The sequence below is a fragment of the Methylophilus sp. 3sh_L genome, assembly GCF_046766015.1.
In the GTDB taxonomy this organism is placed as follows: domain Bacteria; phylum Pseudomonadota; class Gammaproteobacteria; order Burkholderiales; family Methylophilaceae; genus Methylophilus.
On the sequence record NZ_JBKOUF010000002.1, the window covers coordinates 150,300 to 166,804 of the forward strand.

A 16,505-nucleotide genomic window follows, 5' to 3' on the forward strand; every position below is an offset into this window, starting at 1 on the left:
TTCTACCTGAAAAAAAGAAACCTGCGCAAGCAGGTTTCTTTTTTTGTACATCAAGCATGCGTCAGCCGCAGGCTTACTTTTTAACCGACTCGGTCGGGCTGTGATACCTGGCTAGCCAATGCGCATAAGGCGCGGGCAGCACCCAAGAGGCTTGATCCTTGCCCAGGGCCTTGGCTGCAAAATAAGGCCAGTGCGGATTTTCAAGATGCGCGCGGCCGATCATGGCCAGATCCAGTTGGGCATTGCGGATGGCGTCATCGGCCAAATTAGGCGCACCAAAGCCCCAGGCCGAAGACACCGGAATGCCTGCCTCATTGCGTACACGTTCGGCAACCGGGGCCAAAAAGGCGGGTCCCCAGGGAATATTGGTTTCTGGAATGGTAAAGCCAACGCTGACACTGAGCATATCCAGCCCGCGTTCATGCCAGGCTTTCACCAGCTGGATAGACTCGGCCAAGGTTTCCTCATCTTTGCCATCATACTCAATCACTCCAAACCGTGCGGTGAGTGGCAAATGCTCCGGCCAAACGGCGCGGATGGCTTCCAGGGTCTCAATGGTAAACCGTGAGCGGTTTTCAAAACTACCGCCATAGCTGTCGGTACGCTGGTTCGAATGCGCGGAGGTAAAGCTTTGTCCCAGGTAACCATGCGCAAAGTGGATTTCCAGCCATTCAAAACCCGCGGCCAATGCACGTTGGGCGGCTGCGACAAAGTCATGCTGTACACGGGCAATATCGTCTAGTGTCATGGCCCTGGGCACACGCGTCAAACCACCGCCAAACGCAATTGCAGAAGGCGCAATCGGCTGCCAGGCGCGTGCATCATTTTCCGGCAGATGGTCATCGCCCTCCCAGGGTTTGTTGGCGCTGGCTTTACGGCCTGCGTGCGCAATTTGGATGCCAGGCACCGCCCCGGCGGCTTTAATGGCCGCCGCAATCTTGCGTAATTGTTCTGCTTGCGCATCATTCCAGATCCCCAGGCAGCCCGGCGTAATGCGGCCTTCAGGCGCGACACCAGTGGCCTCGACAATCACCAGGCCACTGCCGCCACGGGCCAGTGACGCGTAATGCGCCTGGTGCCAATCGTTGGCGACGCCCTCTTCGGCCATGTACTGGCACATGGGCGGGATTGCGATGCGGTTTCTGAGCGTAACGCCTTTTAATGTGTAACTAGAAAACAAGTCAGCCATAACAGTCCTTTGTGTGAATGTTGAATTTAAAATTGCCCACTACTTGATTGTTTGCGTTGATGGGTGCGCAAAGAAATGCATTTCTATCAATGCCAATGCGAGCCCGGTCGCGACGATGCAAGCCGCGATCCAGCCGATGGCGGTCAGGCCCAAGCCGAAAGAAATCACTAGTCCGCCCACCCAGGCACCTGCGGCATTGCCAATATTGAATGCGCCGATATTCATGGCAGAAGCCAACGTGGGCGCGCCACTGGCTTTTTCCAGGATTTTGATTTGCAATGACGGCACGACAGCGAAACCTGCAATGCCGAGCAAGCCCACCAGACTGATCACCGCCACTTGGTCATGTGACAGCCATGAAAAACCGGCCAGCACAGCGATGATGCTAAGCAAAGCACCGGTCAGCGTGCGATCCAGATGGATATCCGCGAGTTTAGCTCCCAGGATATTGCCGACCACCATCCCGGCGCCAAACAGCAAGAACACCGGCGAAACCGCAGCAGGGGGGAGGTGCGCGACATCAGTCAGGATGGGGGCGAGATAGGTCAGGATCGCGAATAAGCCCGTATCCGAAATAATGGTTAACAGTAATCCGGCAATCACCTGTGGCTGCAGCAAGGTCTTGATTTCGGATTTCACATCGACCTTGGTGCTATGCTGGTCTGCGGGCAGCAGAAAATACAGTGCAGCGAGTGCGATCGGGCCGATTAGGGTGACTGCCCAAAAGGTCGAGCGCCAGCCCAGCATCTGGCCTAACCATGTGCCGGCAGGCACGCCCACGACGTTTGCCACCGTCAGGCCGGTAAACATCAATGCCAGCGCAAACGCACGTTTATCTTTAGGCACCAGGTCGGTGGCAACAATGGCGCCTATGCCAAAAAAAGTACCATGTGCAAAGGAGGTAACTATCCTGGCAAACATTAAGGTCGGGTAATCGGGTGCAATCGCACAAATGAGGTTACCCAGGGTGAAAATACCCATCAGCCATAACAGGGCATTTTTACGCGAGAATTTTGCCATCAGGATAGACATGAGCGGCGCCCCCAGGGCAACCCCCAGTGCGTAGCCGGTAATTAACAGGCCGGCGCTGGGAATGCTGACCTGCAAATCCCTGCTGACGTCAGGTAAGAGCCCCATGATCACGAACTCAGTGGTGCCTATCCCAAATGCCCCCGCCATTAAGGCGTACAGGGCGAGCGGGATGCCTGGTGAAGCAGTCTCTTTTTTCATCATCTCTTTCGAATAAGCAGTGAATGACTAAATTCCATTATTCGAATATAATCGAACAATGGAATAATATCAAGTAGTATGTTAAATTTAAACCATGCGACAAATTAAACATCCCAACATTGAGCAGGTAGAACTCACCGACCTCATGTATGCCTTGTCTGACCCGACCCGGTTAGAGATTGTCGGGCGCCTGGCAGCCGCGGGCCGAAAGATGACGTGTGGTGAGTTTGATCTCAACCGACCCAAATCCAGCCTGTCGCATCACTTTAAAATCCTGCGCGCCGCTGGTGTGGTTGAAACCATTATCGAAGGTACCGAGCATATGAATGCGTTGCGGCTGGCAGAGATCGAGCAGAAGTTTCCTGGCGTGCTGCAATCCGTATTGCAGTCATTGCTGGCCACCGGCACAACGCCCTCAAAATAAACCTGGCGGCCCAGAAGTGACCAGGTTAAGCCAAGTCCATGCTGGCCCCAGTACAAGATTTTTCAGTGACCCTATGTTTCACGCCATCCTGGCCTGAGACGACTGTCACTGGCTTAAGCGAAAGTAACAAGTGAACCTGATCAAAACCTATTTGATGGCTACCCTGGCAGCGATTTTGTGGGGAGCCAATTTCAACCTGGCAAAACCTGTGCTGGCTGAAATGAGCCCTTATCTGGCCGGTGCCAGCCGCTATACGATTGCGGCGATTGTCATGATCATGATTGCCCAGTTTACACGGGCGGCAATTCCATTACGCGAGTGGAAGGCGTACTTGACGCTGGGGATTGTGGGTGTTTTTGGCTTTAACCTGTTTTTCTTTTTGGGCATGGCACATTCTTCGGCCATCAATGGCGCGTTGATCATGGCTTTAAATCCGCTCCTGACGGCGATCTTAAGCTATGTCATCCTTGGTGAGCGGCCCAAGCTGGCGCAGCTGTTGGCTTTCCCGGTAGGCATCGCCGGCGTTGCCATTGTGGTGCTGGCGGCAGGGGCGGAGTGGACGATTGCGACGGGCGATCTGTATATCATGATTGCATCGCTCAACTGGGCGGTTTATAACGTGCTGGTGAAAAAAATGATGCCTAAACAGGTGAGCGGGATTGCCAGCACCGCCGGCATCATGACGGTGGGAGCGCTGGCATTGAGCCTGGCTGCGGCGTGCAACGGGAGCCCGCTGGTGATGCCGACGGCACATGCCGGTTTGGCCTTGTTGATCATGGCACTGGGCGGCGGTGTCCTGGCTTACCTGTTCTGGAATGCCAGCATTAAACATTTAGGCCCTGCCAAAGCAGCGATTTTCATGAACCTGATTCCAGTCACTACCATGGTGATTGCCGCTTTTGAGCACGTTCCACCTACGCAGGGGCAATTATTTGGTGCCGTGCTGGTGATCAGTGCCGTCAGTTTTAGCGCGTTCTCGGGGGCAAAAGCCCGTTAAGATTCAAACTTAGCGCGAGGTTTATGTTTTCTCCTCGCCTATGAACGCGCGCTTAAGTGCCTGTCATGCGCACTAAAGAATCCTCCTCGTCCACCGGCGCCGCCGACGTTAACCTAAGCGCTGTTGTACGGCCAGGTTGATCCAGTTTGAAGCGCTGGACGGATTGGCTGAGTTGATGCGCCTGATCCAGCAATGATTCTGCTGCCGCGGCGGCTTCTTCGACCAGTGCCGCATTTTGCTGCGTGGCTTCATCAATGTGGGTAATTGCCTGATTCACTTGTTCTATGCCTTTGCTTTGCTCAAACGAGGCTTCACTGATGTCACGCATGATTTCAGAAACCTTTTTCACTGAACTGACCACTTCTTCCATGGTTTTGCCAGCAAGATCTACCTGTTTGACCGCATCGTAGGTATTATTGACCGAGGTACTAATCAAGCTATTGATTTCTTTTGCAGCGACGGATGAGCGCTGTGCCAGTGCGCCGACCTCATTCGCTACCACGGCAAAGCCTCGGCCCTGTTCGCCGGCGCGCGCCGCTTCTACGGCTGCGTTCAAGGCCAGGATATTTGTTTGGAAGGCGATGCCATCAATCACGGCAATGATGTCTTCAATCTGGCGTGCACTTTCGTTCATTGCATTCATGCTAGCAATGGCCTCGCGTACAACCTGGCCGCCGTTTTCAGCCACGTTTGATGCTGTCAGCGCCAACTGGTTGGCCTCTTGAGCATTCTCGGCATTATGTTTAACGATAGAAGCGAATTGCTCCATGCTGGCGGCGGTTTCTTCAAGGCTCGCTGCCTGGTCTTCGGTACGGCGCGAAAGTTGGTTATTGCCACTGGCGATCTCACTGGCTGCGGTATCAATCGCTTCAACAGCCTGACGTACGGCTTTAATCGGTTCTACAATCAGGTCCAGTGTCTGGTTAACGCCAGCAATCACCTTACGGAAATCACCAGCATGCTTCATTTCGTCAGCCCGCACCTGGATACGTCCTTCCTTGGCCGCTTGTGCCAATAGCGCAGAGTCCTCTAGTAATTGATTGATCGCCTGGATGCAAGTATTCAGGTTGTTTTTTATTTCGTTGAAATCGCCGTAATAGGGGGCGGTAATCTCGGCAGGAATGTCGCCATGCGCGATTCGCGCGACATAGCTGGCCGCCATATTCAACGGCACAATTACCGCATCCAGCGTGTGATTCACGCCCTCAATAATTTTTCTAAAATCGCCATTATGTTTGTTGGCATCCGCCCGTGTAGACAGCTCGCCTTTGACGGCGGCCTCTGACAGTCGGTTGGCATCCATAATCAGCGCATTGACGGCATCAATGCACTGGTTAAGGTTGTTTTTAATGGTGTTGAAATCGCCATGGTAAGTGTCCGTGATTTTAGGTGGAATGTGGCCTTTGGCAATGTGGTCGACATACTCCGCAGCGACATTGAGCGGCGAAATGACGGCATTCAACGTATTATTGACGCCCTCCACAATTTTGCGGAAATCGCCTTCATGTTTGCTCGCATCTGCACGTGTAGACAAGCGTCCGGCAACCGCCGCCTCTGACAACCTATTGGTGTCCGCAATTAGCGCATTGACGGCATCAATACAATGGTTCAGGTTGTCTTTAATGGCATTGAAGTCGCCATGATACGTTTCAGTAATCTTGTCCGGGATATTGCCTTTGGAGATATCTGCCACATAGCTTGCAGCCACATTTAACGGCACAATCACGCCATCCAGTGTCTGGTTAAAGCCTTCCACAAGACGCTTAAATTCGCCCTTGAACCCTGCCGTATTGGCGCGGGTAGACAATTGCCCTTCAATCGCCGCCTGCGCCAGGCGGTTGGTTTCGGTGGTGAGTTTGCTCAGTGTGTTCTGGAGTACCTGCATCGAATGCGCGACGCTGGTTTCATCGCCAGCGGGCAATTCAATCTGCGCAGAAAAGTCACCGTCAGAAAAACGGCCAGCCAGCTCCGATAGCTCAACAGGATCCATTCCCAAGCGATTTTTTACGGTTTTAACGATGAAATAGCCCAGGCTGGAAGCAAATGCGATCAGCAATAATACCATTGCATAATTGATCCATTCGCCGCGTGAAATCACATGCGCCGTTTCAATTTCCAGTTGCTCTGAGGCACTGGTTGTAGAGGCCACGATCTGATCCACAATGCGTCTGTGCGCTTGATAAGCGGTATTTAATTCTGCCAGTGCAGCCTCAATCTGTTTTTTATCCTGGCTGCGCAGCGCAGGCACAAATTTGCTGTCATAAATCGTAAAAAAGGCTTGTCCAGAGGCATATAACTGTTCAACCACCAGTTGCCGGATGTCGGATGATTTGAGCTTGCCAGCCCAATAGTCATGGCGTTTTTCAAACTCTGCGCGCAGGGACGTAATCCTTTCCTCCAACTGGCGATTTGAAGACTCATTCATTGCCACGCTTTGCAAAATCAATTGCCAGGTTTCGATCAAGTATTCAGGTGGAGGCAAGACATCCGCCATCAGGTCTTTCTGGTCAATGATCTTGCCATATTGCTCACCATTAATGGCGACGGTTTTGTTGGTCTGGATGTCAATATAGACAAACAGGCATACCGATAGCAGGATAATCGTCAAAACGCTGACTATCAGGGTAGACAGCTTGAGACGTGCGATCTTCATGAAACATGTCCTCTTTTGATTTTTAAAGGATGGATACACTCTGTGAGTCTGTTATTAAACCCCTGAATGGTTTGCGGGAATTGATAGAGAAAACCCGGTTGATAGTTTCAAATCATTTATTTGCGCGGATATTATTATTGAGATTATTTAGTTGTATGAATTTTTAACTCTTGCTGTGTGCAGCCACTAGAACCAAGTTTAGTGACATGCCAAACAGCTGCCATGTAGGGATTGGATTGCTTACGACGCATGTTTTGTAGTGATCTCAAGTTGCTTGATGGGCGAACTTTAAGTCAGCTGAAGCAGGTCTTCTCATTCAGCCAGACCTGTATACCAGGCAAGCAAGAAAAGAGGGCCAAAAAAACCTCCTATTGAAAATAGGAGGTATTCAAAACCTTTGGAGATCAATTCAAAGGTGCTTGCAATCTTGCTACAGTGAAAACACGTTGAGCGTGCCACCGCCTGGTGCAGCGTTATATTTGGTCAACTCTTTGTATGCGCCGCTTGCGCCTAGCGCATCGGTGTCATTACTCATGCCCAAGTTCATCGCCACCCCGGCCCAACCGCCAATGCCTGAATAGACGCCTACATACTGCTTACCCTTATGGCCATAGGTAAAAGCATTGCCGACCACGCCCGAGCCCACTTGCATTTTCCAGAGCTCTTTCCCGGATTTAGCATCGACAGCTTTAAACCAGCGGTCCAGGGTGCCGTACATGACGATGTCGCCCGCGGTCGTCAATGCACCGCTCCAGGCTGAGAATTTTTCTTTGTTGTACCAAACATTCTTGCCATTCATGGGGTTGTAGGCGGCAAAGCCTCCCATCACGCCATCTGGTCCAGGGAACATGGTCAAGGTTGCCCCTACCCAGGGTTGTCCTGCAATATATTTGGATTCGACCGGTTCATAAGTCATGCACAAGTGAATCAACGGTGTGTACATATAGCCGGTTCTGGGGGAGTAGGCAGCGGGTTGTTGGTCTTTGGTACCTTGTGCTGCCGGGCAAATCCCCTTGGCGTTATAGTCCTGATGGGTAGAAGCCGCAGCGTTCTTGTCAGGGATGCCTGTCTTCAAATCAATCCCGTTGGCCCAGTTCACAAATGGATGTACTTTTTCGGCAACAACGATGGAGCCTGTTTTCGCTTCAAAGGTATAGGCAAAGCCATTGCGGTCATGATGCCAGGCGTAGGTTTTACCGCCTTTATCAAACAGAATGAGTTCATTTACACCATCGTAGTCCCACTCGTCATGCGGCGTTTTTTGATAACCCCATTTAGCCATGCCCGTGTCTACATCACGCGCAAACACAGTCATGGTCCATTTGTTGTCGCCAGGGCGGACATCCGGGTTCCAGACCGAAGGGTTGGCCGTGCCGTAATACATCAAGTTGGTTCTCGGATCAAAGGAGAACCAGCCCCAAATGGAACCGCCCCCATGTTCCCAACCATTTTTAACCGCTTGAGGTTTCAGCCAGGTTTTGATGCCCAGATCTTTTTCAGGATATTGCAGTTGTTCTTTTTTCAAGGCTTTGAATGAGCCCCCTTGTTTATTGCCGCCGTTGACATCCTGATACACCGATAAAGCACTGTAGTGCGGATTATCTGCATTAAAGCCTTCACCAATCAAAGCGTCTGCATCTGACCCGGTACTGTAGGCACGCCAGGCCAGAGAGCCATCTTTCGCGTTATAGGCTGACAAGTAACAACGCAAGCCGAATTCTGCCCCTGAACAGCCTACAATCACTTTGTCTTTGATCACGTGTGGCGCTGCAGTGAGCGTCCCGCCCACTTTGGTATCGACGACCTTGGTGTCCCATAGTTTGGCTCCGGTTTTTGCATCCAGCGCGACCAGCGTGCCGTCGTTTTGGGTCAGGTAAATTTTACCGTGGCCCCATCCCAGTCCACGGTTAACGTTGTCACAGCACAGTACGGCTTGTACCGACGGCTCCTGTTTGGGGAAGTAGGACCAGAGTATCTTCTGGTTGTCATTCAGGTCCAACGCATACACATTATTTGGAAACGCTGTATGAACATACATGACACCATCAACCACAATCGGCGAGCCTTCATGGCCACGGTTCACGCCGGTTGCAAATGTCCACGCCGACTTGAGGTTTTTGACGTTGTTTGCATTGACTTGATTTAAGGTGCTGTACCCATGGTTGCTGTAGTTCGCACGGGGATGAACCCAGTTGTTCGGGTTTTTCATGGCAGCTTCCATGTCGGTTTCGGCATGCAAGACCGGCACATAAGCCAATGCACTTGCCATGGCAACGATCGCTAAGTAAGTTGTTTTCACGTTCATTGATTCTCTCCATATTCTGATAATCTTGGTTTTGATCTCCCGGTCGTTTGGGAGAGACTGATTGCATCAGTGCAGCCACTGTAACCATCTGCTGGGATTCAAAAACCAGCCAGAATTCAAATGTTCATGGGTCCAGGCTTGAAACGCGCCAGCTCATGTCAACAATAGGTAAACTGTGTCTTGAGAAAAACAATCGCAGACGCTTGCGAGAGAAAGTTGAGGGGGTATGCTAAGACCATGGGACCTGGTAATTAAGCTGGATGAATCTTCATCCACGCCGTTTTATTTGCAACTGGTGACGCTGATCATTGCAGAGATCAGAGCTGGCAGGCTCAAGCCACAAGATGCTTTGCCGGGCACGCGGGAGATGGCCAGCAAGCTTGCCATCAATCGCAAAACCGTTGTACTGGCCTATGATGAACTCATCGCCCAAGGGTGGTTGCAAACTGAGGGTAGGCGGGGTACCTTTGTCGCAAGTCATTTGCCTGTGAGCTTGCATCAAGCACCTAGCCAAGATTCATCATATCCCGTGGCCACTGTTCCTGCGATGCCTAAGGTCACATCCCCCGCTGTAGAGCGATTTGATGTAAACATTAACGACGGTATTCCTGATTCACGCCTGATTCCGTTTGAAATTATCTCCCGTGCCTTTCGCCACGCGTTGATCTACACCGCCCGCTCCAGCCGTCTCGGCTATAGCAATCCCTTGGGGACAGATGAACTACGCAGTGCGATTGCACACATGCTCAATATGGAGCGGGGCCTGCATGTTACGCCAGAGCATATTTGTGTCGTGCGTGGTAGTCAGATGGGTATTTTTCTGACGGCGAAAGTCATGATTCAGCCAGGCGATGCCGTGGTGATGGAGCGGCTCAGCTATCAGCCAGCTCGGCTGGCTTTTCAGTCCTGTGGCGCAGAAGTGATGACGGTGGAGACCGATGAGCACGGCATGAATATTGATCAACTGGATCATATTTGTAGCAAACGCGAGATCCGATTTGTTTATGTGACCCCACATCATCAATTTCCGACTACTGTAATGATGAGCATGGAAAGACGCATGCAACTGCTCACTGTGGCGGCGAAGCATGGCTTCAAGATTCTTGAGGATGATTACGACCATGAATTTCACTATTTCTGGCAACCTGTGTTGCCATTAGCCTGTCGTAGCCCGGAAAGCGTGATTTATGTCGGCTCACTCTCCAAAGTGTTGGCGCCAGGCTTACGCGTGGGTTATATCGTTGCGCCCAAAGCGTTTATTGAGGCGTGTGCCGAACATATCATGATCATAGACCGGCAAGGCAACCCGGTCACAGAACTGGCGGCGGCAGAGTTGATGGGCAACGGTGAGTTAAAGCGCCATATTCTTAAAACGTTGAAAATATATGATCAGCGGCGAAAAACGCTGGCGGCTGCCCTACACCAAGACTTTGGTCATGTGTTTGATTTTAGTCTACCCAGTGGTGGCCTAGCCTTTTGGCTGACCTTGAAAACCCCTGTTGCGATGCAAGACTTTCTGTCACGGGCTACACAGCATGGACTACATTTTCATCGCGACAGCCTTTACACGCATGGCAATCACATGCTGGCAGCGATCAGGTTGGGGTTTGGTAGCCATGATGACAGGCAACTCGCGCAGCTGTTGGGCAAACTGCAATCGCTTCTCACCTCATGATCGTATTCATGATAAACGCAAATAGCGTTAACTAGCGCTAATACCCAATACCAGCATCTTGCTGGACCATCCCATATTTCATAACAGGCTCACGACAGCGGGGCTCATCTCTCATACATTTACGCCTGAAACAGCGTGACCTGCCGACAGACGCTACCGGCGATGGGAGAAAAGAAATGAACGATGTTAACCTGCGTAGAAAAAAGGCGATTGTGATCCGTCATCTAGCCTTTGAGGATCTGGGGACACTGGGACCTGTGCTACACAACCGTAATTATGAGATTCGCTATGTTGAGGCAGGCGATCCATTCCCTGCATTGCCTGATGTCACACAAGCCGATTTGGTCGTCATTCTCGGTGGCCCCATCAGCGTGTATGAACTGGGTCGCTACCCATTTCTTAAAGATGAGATGGAACTCATACATACCAGGTTGCTGTCGCGTAAACCCATGATTGGTATTTGTCTTGGCGCACAACTGATCGCCAAACAACTGGGCGCCGAAGTGCTACCGATGCGGCAAGGTAAAGAAATCGGTTTTTCACCCCTTAAGTTAACCGCTGAAGGTCGACAATCTGTATTGGGGTTACTTGGAGTGGATGTCCCTGTCTTGCACTGGCATGGCGATCAGTTTTCTGTGCCGCCTCAGGCCACGCTATTAGCGGCTACAACGCACTGCCCACAGCAGGCATTTAGCCTGGGGGACTCTCTGTTGTGTTTGCAATGCCATCTGGAGTTTGACGCGGGCGTGCTAGAAAAATGGCTGATTGGGCATGCCTGTGAATTACATATGGCTGACATCAATCTGCATGAGCTGCGCGGACAAACCAAACTGTATGGACCGACTTTGGCTAATGCAGCCAGTCGTGTATTTAATGCCTGGTTGGATCAAGCAGAAAAGGATCTGGAATGGAAAATATAGCCGGAATTGTTCAAGCCATTTGTGTGGGAAAACCACAGGCCTTTTTGCGTCCTGGTACGCACAGCGCCATCTTAAAAACGGCAGTCACCACCCCAGTCAGGGTCGGGTTTAACGGCTTGGATGGCGATGCACAGGCTGATCAACGACTGCATGGTGGACGCGATAAAGCGGTGCATATTTATCCGTGGGAGCATTATGCCCAATGGCTGCCTTTTTTTAGCCATCCGTCAGCGCGCCTGATTAGTCATGGCGCTTTTGGCGAAAATTTAAGTACAACAGGCCTCACCGAGCTGACGGTGTGCATCGGCGACATATGGTCGATTGGAAGTGTCATGTTGGAAGTGACGCAACCCCGGCAACCTTGTTGGAAAGTCAACGACCGGTTTGGGGTGCCGGATCTGGCCTGGCAAATGCAGCAACACAAGAAGACAGGGTTTTACTGCCGCGTCCTACAGGCTGGTGTCATCGCTGCAGGTGAGCCGATTACACTGATTCAGCGGCCTTATCCTGAATGGCCCTTGCAGCGGATGCTGGCACTACTTTATCACCATCCGCTGGATCAGGATGAACTGAATAGCGCACTCCGTTTGCCTCTGGTGACCAAGTGGCAGGCCATGTTTGAGCGCAGGCTGGAGACTGCGACGGTAGAGGATTGGCGCGCACGGTTGGCAGGGCCAAAGAGCTATGAGCACGCGGTATAGACTCATCGTCTGGAAAGATTTTCGCCTGTGGTGCAAGGTGGAAACGCATGGCCCGATGGCGAAAGACGTGGTGCGTGACATGATGGCTTTGTTGAGCCCTCAGGCGGGGTATTCGATCGAAATGCAGATCTCCTGCGAGGAAAACCGGATTCTGGAAACAGGACCTCATGGCACCCGTTTGCTCGCAATAGAGCCGATTTTTACAACGGTAGACATTTCTTCCCTAGACATTCATTAGAAAGACCATCCATGCATTTGATGCATACCTATCAGCGCCTGCCTGTGATGTTTCAACGGGGTAAAGGAGACCGTTTGTGGGACACTCGCCAAACGGAATATATTGATGCCGTTTCTGGCATCGGTGTTACCAGCCTCGGACATGCGCATCCTTTGATTGCTGAACAGATCGCAGCACAAGCGAAACAATTGATCCATACCTCTAATATGGTCGAAATTTACTGGCAATCTTTGCTCGGCGAGAAACTGTGTGCGCTAAGTGGTTTGGAAAAGGCTTTTATTTGTAATTCCGGCTGCGAGGCAAACGAAGTTGCCTTAAAAATTGCAAGACTTTATGGCTTGAAAAAAGGCATCAGCCATCCAGTGGTGATTGTCATGGAAAATGCATTTCATGGCAGAACCTATGCCACTAATGCCGCGAGCTTCAATGCTGCCCGTCAGACCGGGTTTGAGTTTGAACCGCAAATTACAGGGTTTATCCGGGTGCCTTTTAATCAGCTGGAAGCCATACAGCAAGTGGCAGCAGAACACACTGGGGTTGTTGCGATTCTGGTGGAGCCGGTGCAAGGCGAAGGGGGCGTGCAAGTATTCTCTCCAGGCTATCTGCAAGGGTTAAGAGCGCTCTGCGATCAGCATGGCTGGTTGCTGATGCTGGATGAAATACAGTCTGGTCTGGGTCGGACTGGCCGGTGGTTTGCCTACCAGCATGAACATATTTTGCCGGATGTGTTGACCTTGGCGAAAGCCTTGGGCAATGGGGTGCCAATAGGCGCCTGTCTGGCAACAGGGGCTGCTGCCAGTGTTTTTTCACCCGGAGGCTATGGCACGACATTTGGTGGCAATCCGTTGGCTTGCCGGGTTGCCTGTACGGTCCTCGATATCATGCAAGCCGAGCAGATTGCGAGTCGCGCTAGCGAGATCGGTACAGCTATTTTAAACCGTCTCAAATACGCTACGGCAGCCAATCCACAGGTGTTGAATGTTCGAGGATTGGGCATGATGTTGGGCATAGAACTAGCGCGGCCAGGGCATCAGTTGGTGACTCAAGCGTTGCAACAGGAGCGGCTATTGATCAATGTGACGAGAGAGCGTGTTATCCGGCTGTTACCTTGCTTAATTTCTTCCGAGTACACGCTCAATCTGGTGATTGCAAAAATTGGGCACCTGCTTGCACAGCATGAACACCAACCATATCAGCAACCAACCATGGCTTGATGCAATAAGTGCTTCATTTCACTTTTCTGGTCCGGCATGCTGGTACTGCAATTGCTTGAGTATCTGCTGCAATAGCGCTGGATTCGCATGCTGCTTGTGCCAGAAGAGGCCAATCTCGCGCGCAATGGCAGGGGAGGCAAACGGGATGTAGCGGACATCTTGATCCTCATGGTTGATGGCGGTCCCAGGGATGACGGCCAGTCCCAGACCATGTTTGACCATCAACCTCAGTGCTTCAAAGCTGACGGCTTTAAAGTCTTCATCCTTCTCCTGGTGCTGTTGGGCAAACGCAGGATCCTCCTGTTCCAGTAATTGCCTGTAATGCGACTGGTCTTCCACTAAAAACAAGAGCGGCTGTTGGCTTAAGTCGCTTAAGGTGAGACTGGCGCGTGTCGCATAGGCATGATGCGTCGGTGTCACCACATATAAGGGGTCATCGAGTAGTTTTACCCCTTCCAGACTGGCATGCGTGACCGGCATCGGCAGTAAGGCAAAATCAATTTCCTGCCGGGCCAAGAGGTCTAGCAGTACATCCACATCTTCTTCGACATGCTGCACTTTAAATGGCTTGAACTGCTGTTTTAAATGGAAGATGTATTGCAGGGGCAGGGCATGGCCCAATGACGGAAAACTGCCAAAGGTGAGCTTGGCAGGCAGAGACTGCCTGGATTCTCGTGCAATGTGTACAATCTGATTGGCATTTTCAATCACGCGTGTGGCCGCATCAATAATCTTTTTACCCACCGGAGTCACCCGCACATAGTGCGTGCCTCTTTCAAAGATTTCAACCTCTAAATAATTCTCCAGTTTACGGATCTGGTTACTCAAGGTCGGTTGCGTGGTCGCACAATGTTCAGCCGCCTTGCTAAAGTTCTTGAATTCAGAGACGGCTAATAAATACTTTAAATCACGTAAATTCATGGTGGATTCCCTGTTTATGCCTTGGCTAGACGCCGTTCATGAGGCGTTGTGATGCCATTTTCATTGCTGGGTGGATACAAATACTGGCGTATCAAAACGCTGAATGTATGCATCGTGGCGTCAAGGCGGCGCAACAGGCTCGGGCGGCTGCGGCAATGGTTGGGGAATCACTGGCGGATAGGGTTGTGGCGGGCAGGAGATCCAGCCTGTACCTTCAAGCAATCGCATTTGGTAGAGAGAGGTCAGCGTCAATTTCAAGAGACTTGTCCTAAGCTTAATTTCATGATCAGGACAAGGCGTATGGTCGTGTCTACACCCCCGGTCCCGGGTTCGTGTAGACATCATCAGCACGAGGCGGTTGAGGAAGTCCTTACTCGCGACTCCCAGGGAGGAATGTCATCTCCCATGGCTTAAATATTAGATGGGCATCAATCTATGGTCAAGGGAATTTCTTCCCTATTTGAGGCTTTGTAAGCTCGCCGTAAGACGCCAAAGGTTCCATTGTTTGTTTGAATAAATTCATTCAAACAAACAATTTCATTTGCGGGGCGAGTGCGCGTAAATTTCATTTCACAACGTACTGTCGTTCATTACTAGGAGTCAAAAATGAAATTATTATCTGCCATTATTCTCTTGTCTTTTTCAGTTGCTGGCTTTGCGGCCGACAATTCAAACGCGACAGATTTGCATGCCGTGGAAAACATGCTGCATACCAAGTTTGAATCGAGTCAGGCGGGGAGTTCTGCAACGTCAGGCTATGCGCTCAGCCAGAATCCTTTTATTGAGCAAGTGATCGAAAATAACGTTGAGTCGCAGCAACAGTTGGCTGCTGCGCATCCGCAACATGGTTAATCGCGGGCATCATGACGTAGCTTTCGCCGTTTAACCAGCGACGCCATTGATAGGCGCGACCGTGAAGGCTGAAACAAATCACCATCTCCCATGTGGGCGGATGGTGATTGCATTTTGGGCGCTTTAATCACTCACCATTGCTTTAGCCACCAGTTGTTCAATTTCGTTGGTGATATCGGTCATGACGCTGGCGACGACCGCAAACTCCTTCCCTGCCTCGCCAGAACGCGCAGCAATCACCTGCGCGTTAAAGGAGACGATTTTGGCTTCTTTGGCGATCTGCTGGATGCTGCTCATCAGGTTTTCCTGCTTTTTACGCCTGAGCAACTCGCAGCGTTTGGACTCATTTTCATAAGTGACCGTGATCTGGTTGAGGACGGCGACGATCAAACCGGCTTCTTCACCCAGCAATGGGATCATGGCTGCGGGCAGGCCCTGATTGCTTTCACAGGCGGTAATCGCCTGCTGGCAATGCTGAATAAATTGCCGGATGTTGGCTTCGTTGTCCTCCGGGCCAAACAAGACTTTTTCCAGTGCCTCAAAATACACACCGGGATACTCATGATTGCCTTTGACCAGCAGCGCATGCGTCTGGCTAAACAATGCCAGGGCTTCTTTAGCCTGGGCCAGCGCTTCTGGGTGGTGGGTACTCATCACCAGGTTGAGCACGATCCGTTGCGACAACATGCGCTGACGGCCAGAAAGGTTGATCAGCGCCACCATGCGGTCACTATTCAGGATGGGGTGCTGGCCGGGTTTATCGGTCTTTTTCATGGCGTGCATGGTTCTGTCCTCTGAGTCACCCTGCTTATCGTTGTACCCACACCTTGCCATCCCTGACTTCGACCGGGTAAACATTCAGACATACGTTTGCATCCTCAACACAAAGGCCCGTGCGGAGCTGGTAGTGATGCTTGTAAATCGGCGAGGCGACCACAGGCTCGCCGCCCAAGTCACCGATCAGGCCGCGCGACAGCACATTGGCCTCGCTATGCGGGTCATGATTATCCAGCGCGTACAGCTCGCCGTCTTTGAGGCGGAAAATGGCGATCTGCTGGCCTTCAATCAGGGCACAGACGCCCATATTCGGCCAGATATCGTCGAGTGCGCACACCGGGTGCCATGCCCCAGCTGCCGTGGCAGGCTGGGCGGTTGTTGCTTGTAACTGATTCATAAACGGTTTCCT

General features: G+C 51.5%; 16 protein-coding genes and 1 riboswitch. Of the genes, 8 read left to right on the top strand and 8 right to left on the bottom strand.

All coding sequences use genetic code 11. The features are described 5' to 3' along the window. Positions 1 to 73: 73 nt before the first annotated feature. Positions 74 to 1,189 carry an NADH:flavin oxidoreductase/NADH oxidase gene (locus tag ACIDF8_RS06425; RefSeq protein ID WP_412009793.1) on the bottom strand — a complete coding sequence of 372 codons (1,116 nt, stop codon included), beginning with the start codon at positions 1,187 to 1,189 and terminating at the stop codon, positions 74 to 76. A 39-nt stretch (positions 1,190 to 1,228) separates the two neighbouring features. After that, entirely contained in the window at positions 1,229 to 2,422 is a 1,194-nt protein-coding gene (locus tag ACIDF8_RS06430) for an MFS transporter (RefSeq protein ID WP_412009794.1), read from the bottom strand. Positions 2,423 to 2,513: 91 nt separating this feature from the next. Between ACIDF8_RS06430 and ACIDF8_RS06435 the strand changes: the two genes are divergently transcribed. Both ACIDF8_RS06435 and ACIDF8_RS06440 read left to right on the top strand, forming a co-directional pair. Further along, positions 2,514 to 2,843: an ArsR/SmtB family transcription factor gene (locus tag ACIDF8_RS06435; RefSeq protein ID WP_412009795.1), complete on the top strand. Its 330-nt coding sequence runs from the start codon at positions 2,514 to 2,516 to the stop codon at positions 2,841 to 2,843. Between the two features lie 130 nt (positions 2,844 to 2,973). Continuing rightward, positions 2,974 to 3,840 (top strand): DMT family transporter, encoded by an 867-nt coding sequence (locus ACIDF8_RS06440; RefSeq protein WP_412009796.1) that lies wholly within the window; start codon positions 2,974 to 2,976, stop codon positions 3,838 to 3,840. Positions 3,841 to 3,892: 52 nt separating this feature from the next. Here the strand turns inward: ACIDF8_RS06440 and ACIDF8_RS06445 are convergent, their stop codons facing one another. Beyond that, on the bottom strand, positions 3,893 to 6,493 hold the full coding sequence (locus tag ACIDF8_RS06445) for a methyl-accepting chemotaxis protein (protein WP_412009797.1): 2,601 nt from the start codon (positions 6,491 to 6,493) through the stop codon (positions 3,893 to 3,895). A gap of 430 nt (positions 6,494 to 6,923) precedes the next feature. Continuing rightward, positions 6,924 to 8,798 (bottom strand): PQQ-binding-like beta-propeller repeat protein, encoded by a 1,875-nt coding sequence (locus tag ACIDF8_RS06450; protein ID WP_412009798.1) that lies wholly within the window; start codon positions 8,796 to 8,798, stop codon positions 6,924 to 6,926. Between the two features lie 226 nt (positions 8,799 to 9,024). On the opposite strand from ACIDF8_RS06450, the gene ACIDF8_RS06455 reads away from it, so the two are divergent. From ACIDF8_RS06455 to ACIDF8_RS06475, 5 genes are all read left to right on the top strand, one after another. Next, the gene (locus ACIDF8_RS06455) at positions 9,025 to 10,473 is read left to right on the top strand and encodes a PLP-dependent aminotransferase family protein (RefSeq protein ID WP_412009799.1); all 1,449 of its coding nucleotides are present in this window, start codon (positions 9,025 to 9,027) and stop codon (positions 10,471 to 10,473) included. 176 nt (positions 10,474 to 10,649) lie between these two features. Next, positions 10,650 to 11,393: a glutamine amidotransferase gene (locus tag ACIDF8_RS06460; RefSeq protein WP_412009800.1), complete on the top strand. Its 744-nt coding sequence runs from the start codon at positions 10,650 to 10,652 to the stop codon at positions 11,391 to 11,393. Next, positions 11,381 to 12,094: an MOSC domain-containing protein gene (locus tag ACIDF8_RS06465; protein ID WP_412009801.1), complete on the top strand. Its 714-nt coding sequence runs from the start codon at positions 11,381 to 11,383 to the stop codon at positions 12,092 to 12,094. The genes ACIDF8_RS06460 and ACIDF8_RS06465 overlap by 13 nt, the downstream gene beginning before the upstream one ends. Then, complete coding sequence (locus tag ACIDF8_RS06470) at positions 12,078 to 12,332, top strand: hypothetical protein (protein WP_412009802.1); 255 nt, start codon at positions 12,078 to 12,080, stop codon at positions 12,330 to 12,332. The genes ACIDF8_RS06465 and ACIDF8_RS06470 overlap by 17 nt, the downstream gene beginning before the upstream one ends. An 11-nt stretch (positions 12,333 to 12,343) precedes the next feature. Next, entirely contained in the window at positions 12,344 to 13,546 is a 1,203-nt protein-coding gene (locus ACIDF8_RS06475) for an aspartate aminotransferase family protein (RefSeq protein WP_412009803.1), read from the top strand. Positions 13,547 to 13,564: 18 nt separating this feature from the next. Here ACIDF8_RS06475 and ACIDF8_RS06480 read toward each other — a convergent pair whose 3' ends face one another. Together ACIDF8_RS06480 and ACIDF8_RS06485 are read right to left on the bottom strand one after the other, a co-directional pair. Beyond that, positions 13,565 to 14,467: a LysR family transcriptional regulator gene (locus ACIDF8_RS06480; protein ID WP_412009804.1), complete on the bottom strand. Its 903-nt coding sequence runs from the start codon at positions 14,465 to 14,467 to the stop codon at positions 13,565 to 13,567. A gap of 120 nt (positions 14,468 to 14,587) precedes the next feature. Next, positions 14,588 to 14,725 carry a hypothetical protein gene (locus tag ACIDF8_RS06485; protein WP_412009805.1) on the bottom strand — a complete coding sequence of 46 codons (138 nt, stop codon included), beginning with the start codon at positions 14,723 to 14,725 and terminating at the stop codon, positions 14,588 to 14,590. Positions 14,726 to 14,795: 70 nt separating this feature from the next. Further along, positions 14,796 to 14,880: riboswitch (Fluoride riboswitch) on the bottom strand. A gap of 193 nt (positions 14,881 to 15,073) precedes the next feature. Between ACIDF8_RS06485 and ACIDF8_RS06490 the strand changes: the two genes are divergently transcribed. Continuing rightward, positions 15,074 to 15,319 (top strand): hypothetical protein, encoded by a 246-nt coding sequence (locus tag ACIDF8_RS06490; protein WP_412009806.1) that lies wholly within the window; start codon positions 15,074 to 15,076, stop codon positions 15,317 to 15,319. 123 nt (positions 15,320 to 15,442) lie between these two features. On the opposite strand, the gene ACIDF8_RS06495 is transcribed toward ACIDF8_RS06490, so the two are convergent. Both ACIDF8_RS06495 and nirD read right to left on the bottom strand, forming a co-directional pair. Next, on the bottom strand, positions 15,443 to 16,102 hold the full coding sequence (locus ACIDF8_RS06495; protein ID WP_412009807.1) for a type IV pili methyl-accepting chemotaxis transducer N-terminal domain-containing protein: 660 nt from the start codon (positions 16,100 to 16,102) through the stop codon (positions 15,443 to 15,445). A gap of 25 nt (positions 16,103 to 16,127) precedes the next feature. Beyond that, a complete protein-coding gene (nirD, locus tag ACIDF8_RS06500; protein ID WP_412009808.1) occupies positions 16,128 to 16,493 on the bottom strand; it encodes a nitrite reductase small subunit NirD in 366 nt (121 codons plus the stop codon). Positions 16,494 to 16,505: the final 12 nt, after the last annotated feature.

Coding starts and splice junctions, on each gene's coding strand:
- ACIDF8_RS06425 (WP_412009793.1), bottom strand. CDS start 1,189: ATGGCTGACTTGTTTTCTAGTTACACATTAAAAGGCGTTACGCTCAGA.
- ACIDF8_RS06430 (WP_412009794.1), bottom strand. CDS start 2,422: ATGATGAAAAAAGAGACTGCTTCACCAGGCATCCCGCTCGCCCTGTAC.
- ACIDF8_RS06435 (WP_412009795.1), top strand. CDS start 2,514: ATGCGACAAATTAAACATCCCAACATTGAGCAGGTAGAACTCACCGAC.
- ACIDF8_RS06445 (WP_412009797.1), bottom strand. CDS start 6,493: ATGAAGATCGCACGTCTCAAGCTGTCTACCCTGATAGTCAGCGTTTTG.
- ACIDF8_RS06450 (WP_412009798.1), bottom strand. CDS start 8,798: ATGAACGTGAAAACAACTTACTTAGCGATCGTTGCCATGGCAAGTGCA.
- ACIDF8_RS06455 (WP_412009799.1), top strand. CDS start 9,025: ATGCTAAGACCATGGGACCTGGTAATTAAGCTGGATGAATCTTCATCC.
- ACIDF8_RS06460 (WP_412009800.1), top strand. CDS start 10,650: ATGAACGATGTTAACCTGCGTAGAAAAAAGGCGATTGTGATCCGTCAT.
- ACIDF8_RS06465 (WP_412009801.1), top strand. CDS start 11,381: ATGGAAAATATAGCCGGAATTGTTCAAGCCATTTGTGTGGGAAAACCA.
- ACIDF8_RS06470 (WP_412009802.1), top strand. CDS start 12,078: ATGAGCACGCGGTATAGACTCATCGTCTGGAAAGATTTTCGCCTGTGG.
- ACIDF8_RS06475 (WP_412009803.1), top strand. CDS start 12,344: ATGCATTTGATGCATACCTATCAGCGCCTGCCTGTGATGTTTCAACGG.
- ACIDF8_RS06480 (WP_412009804.1), bottom strand. CDS start 14,467: ATGAATTTACGTGATTTAAAGTATTTATTAGCCGTCTCTGAATTCAAG.
- ACIDF8_RS06490 (WP_412009806.1), top strand. CDS start 15,074: ATGAAATTATTATCTGCCATTATTCTCTTGTCTTTTTCAGTTGCTGGC.
- ACIDF8_RS06495 (WP_412009807.1), bottom strand. CDS start 16,102: ATGCACGCCATGAAAAAGACCGATAAACCCGGCCAGCACCCCATCCTG.
- nirD (WP_412009808.1), bottom strand. CDS start 16,493: ATGAATCAGTTACAAGCAACAACCGCCCAGCCTGCCACGGCAGCTGGG.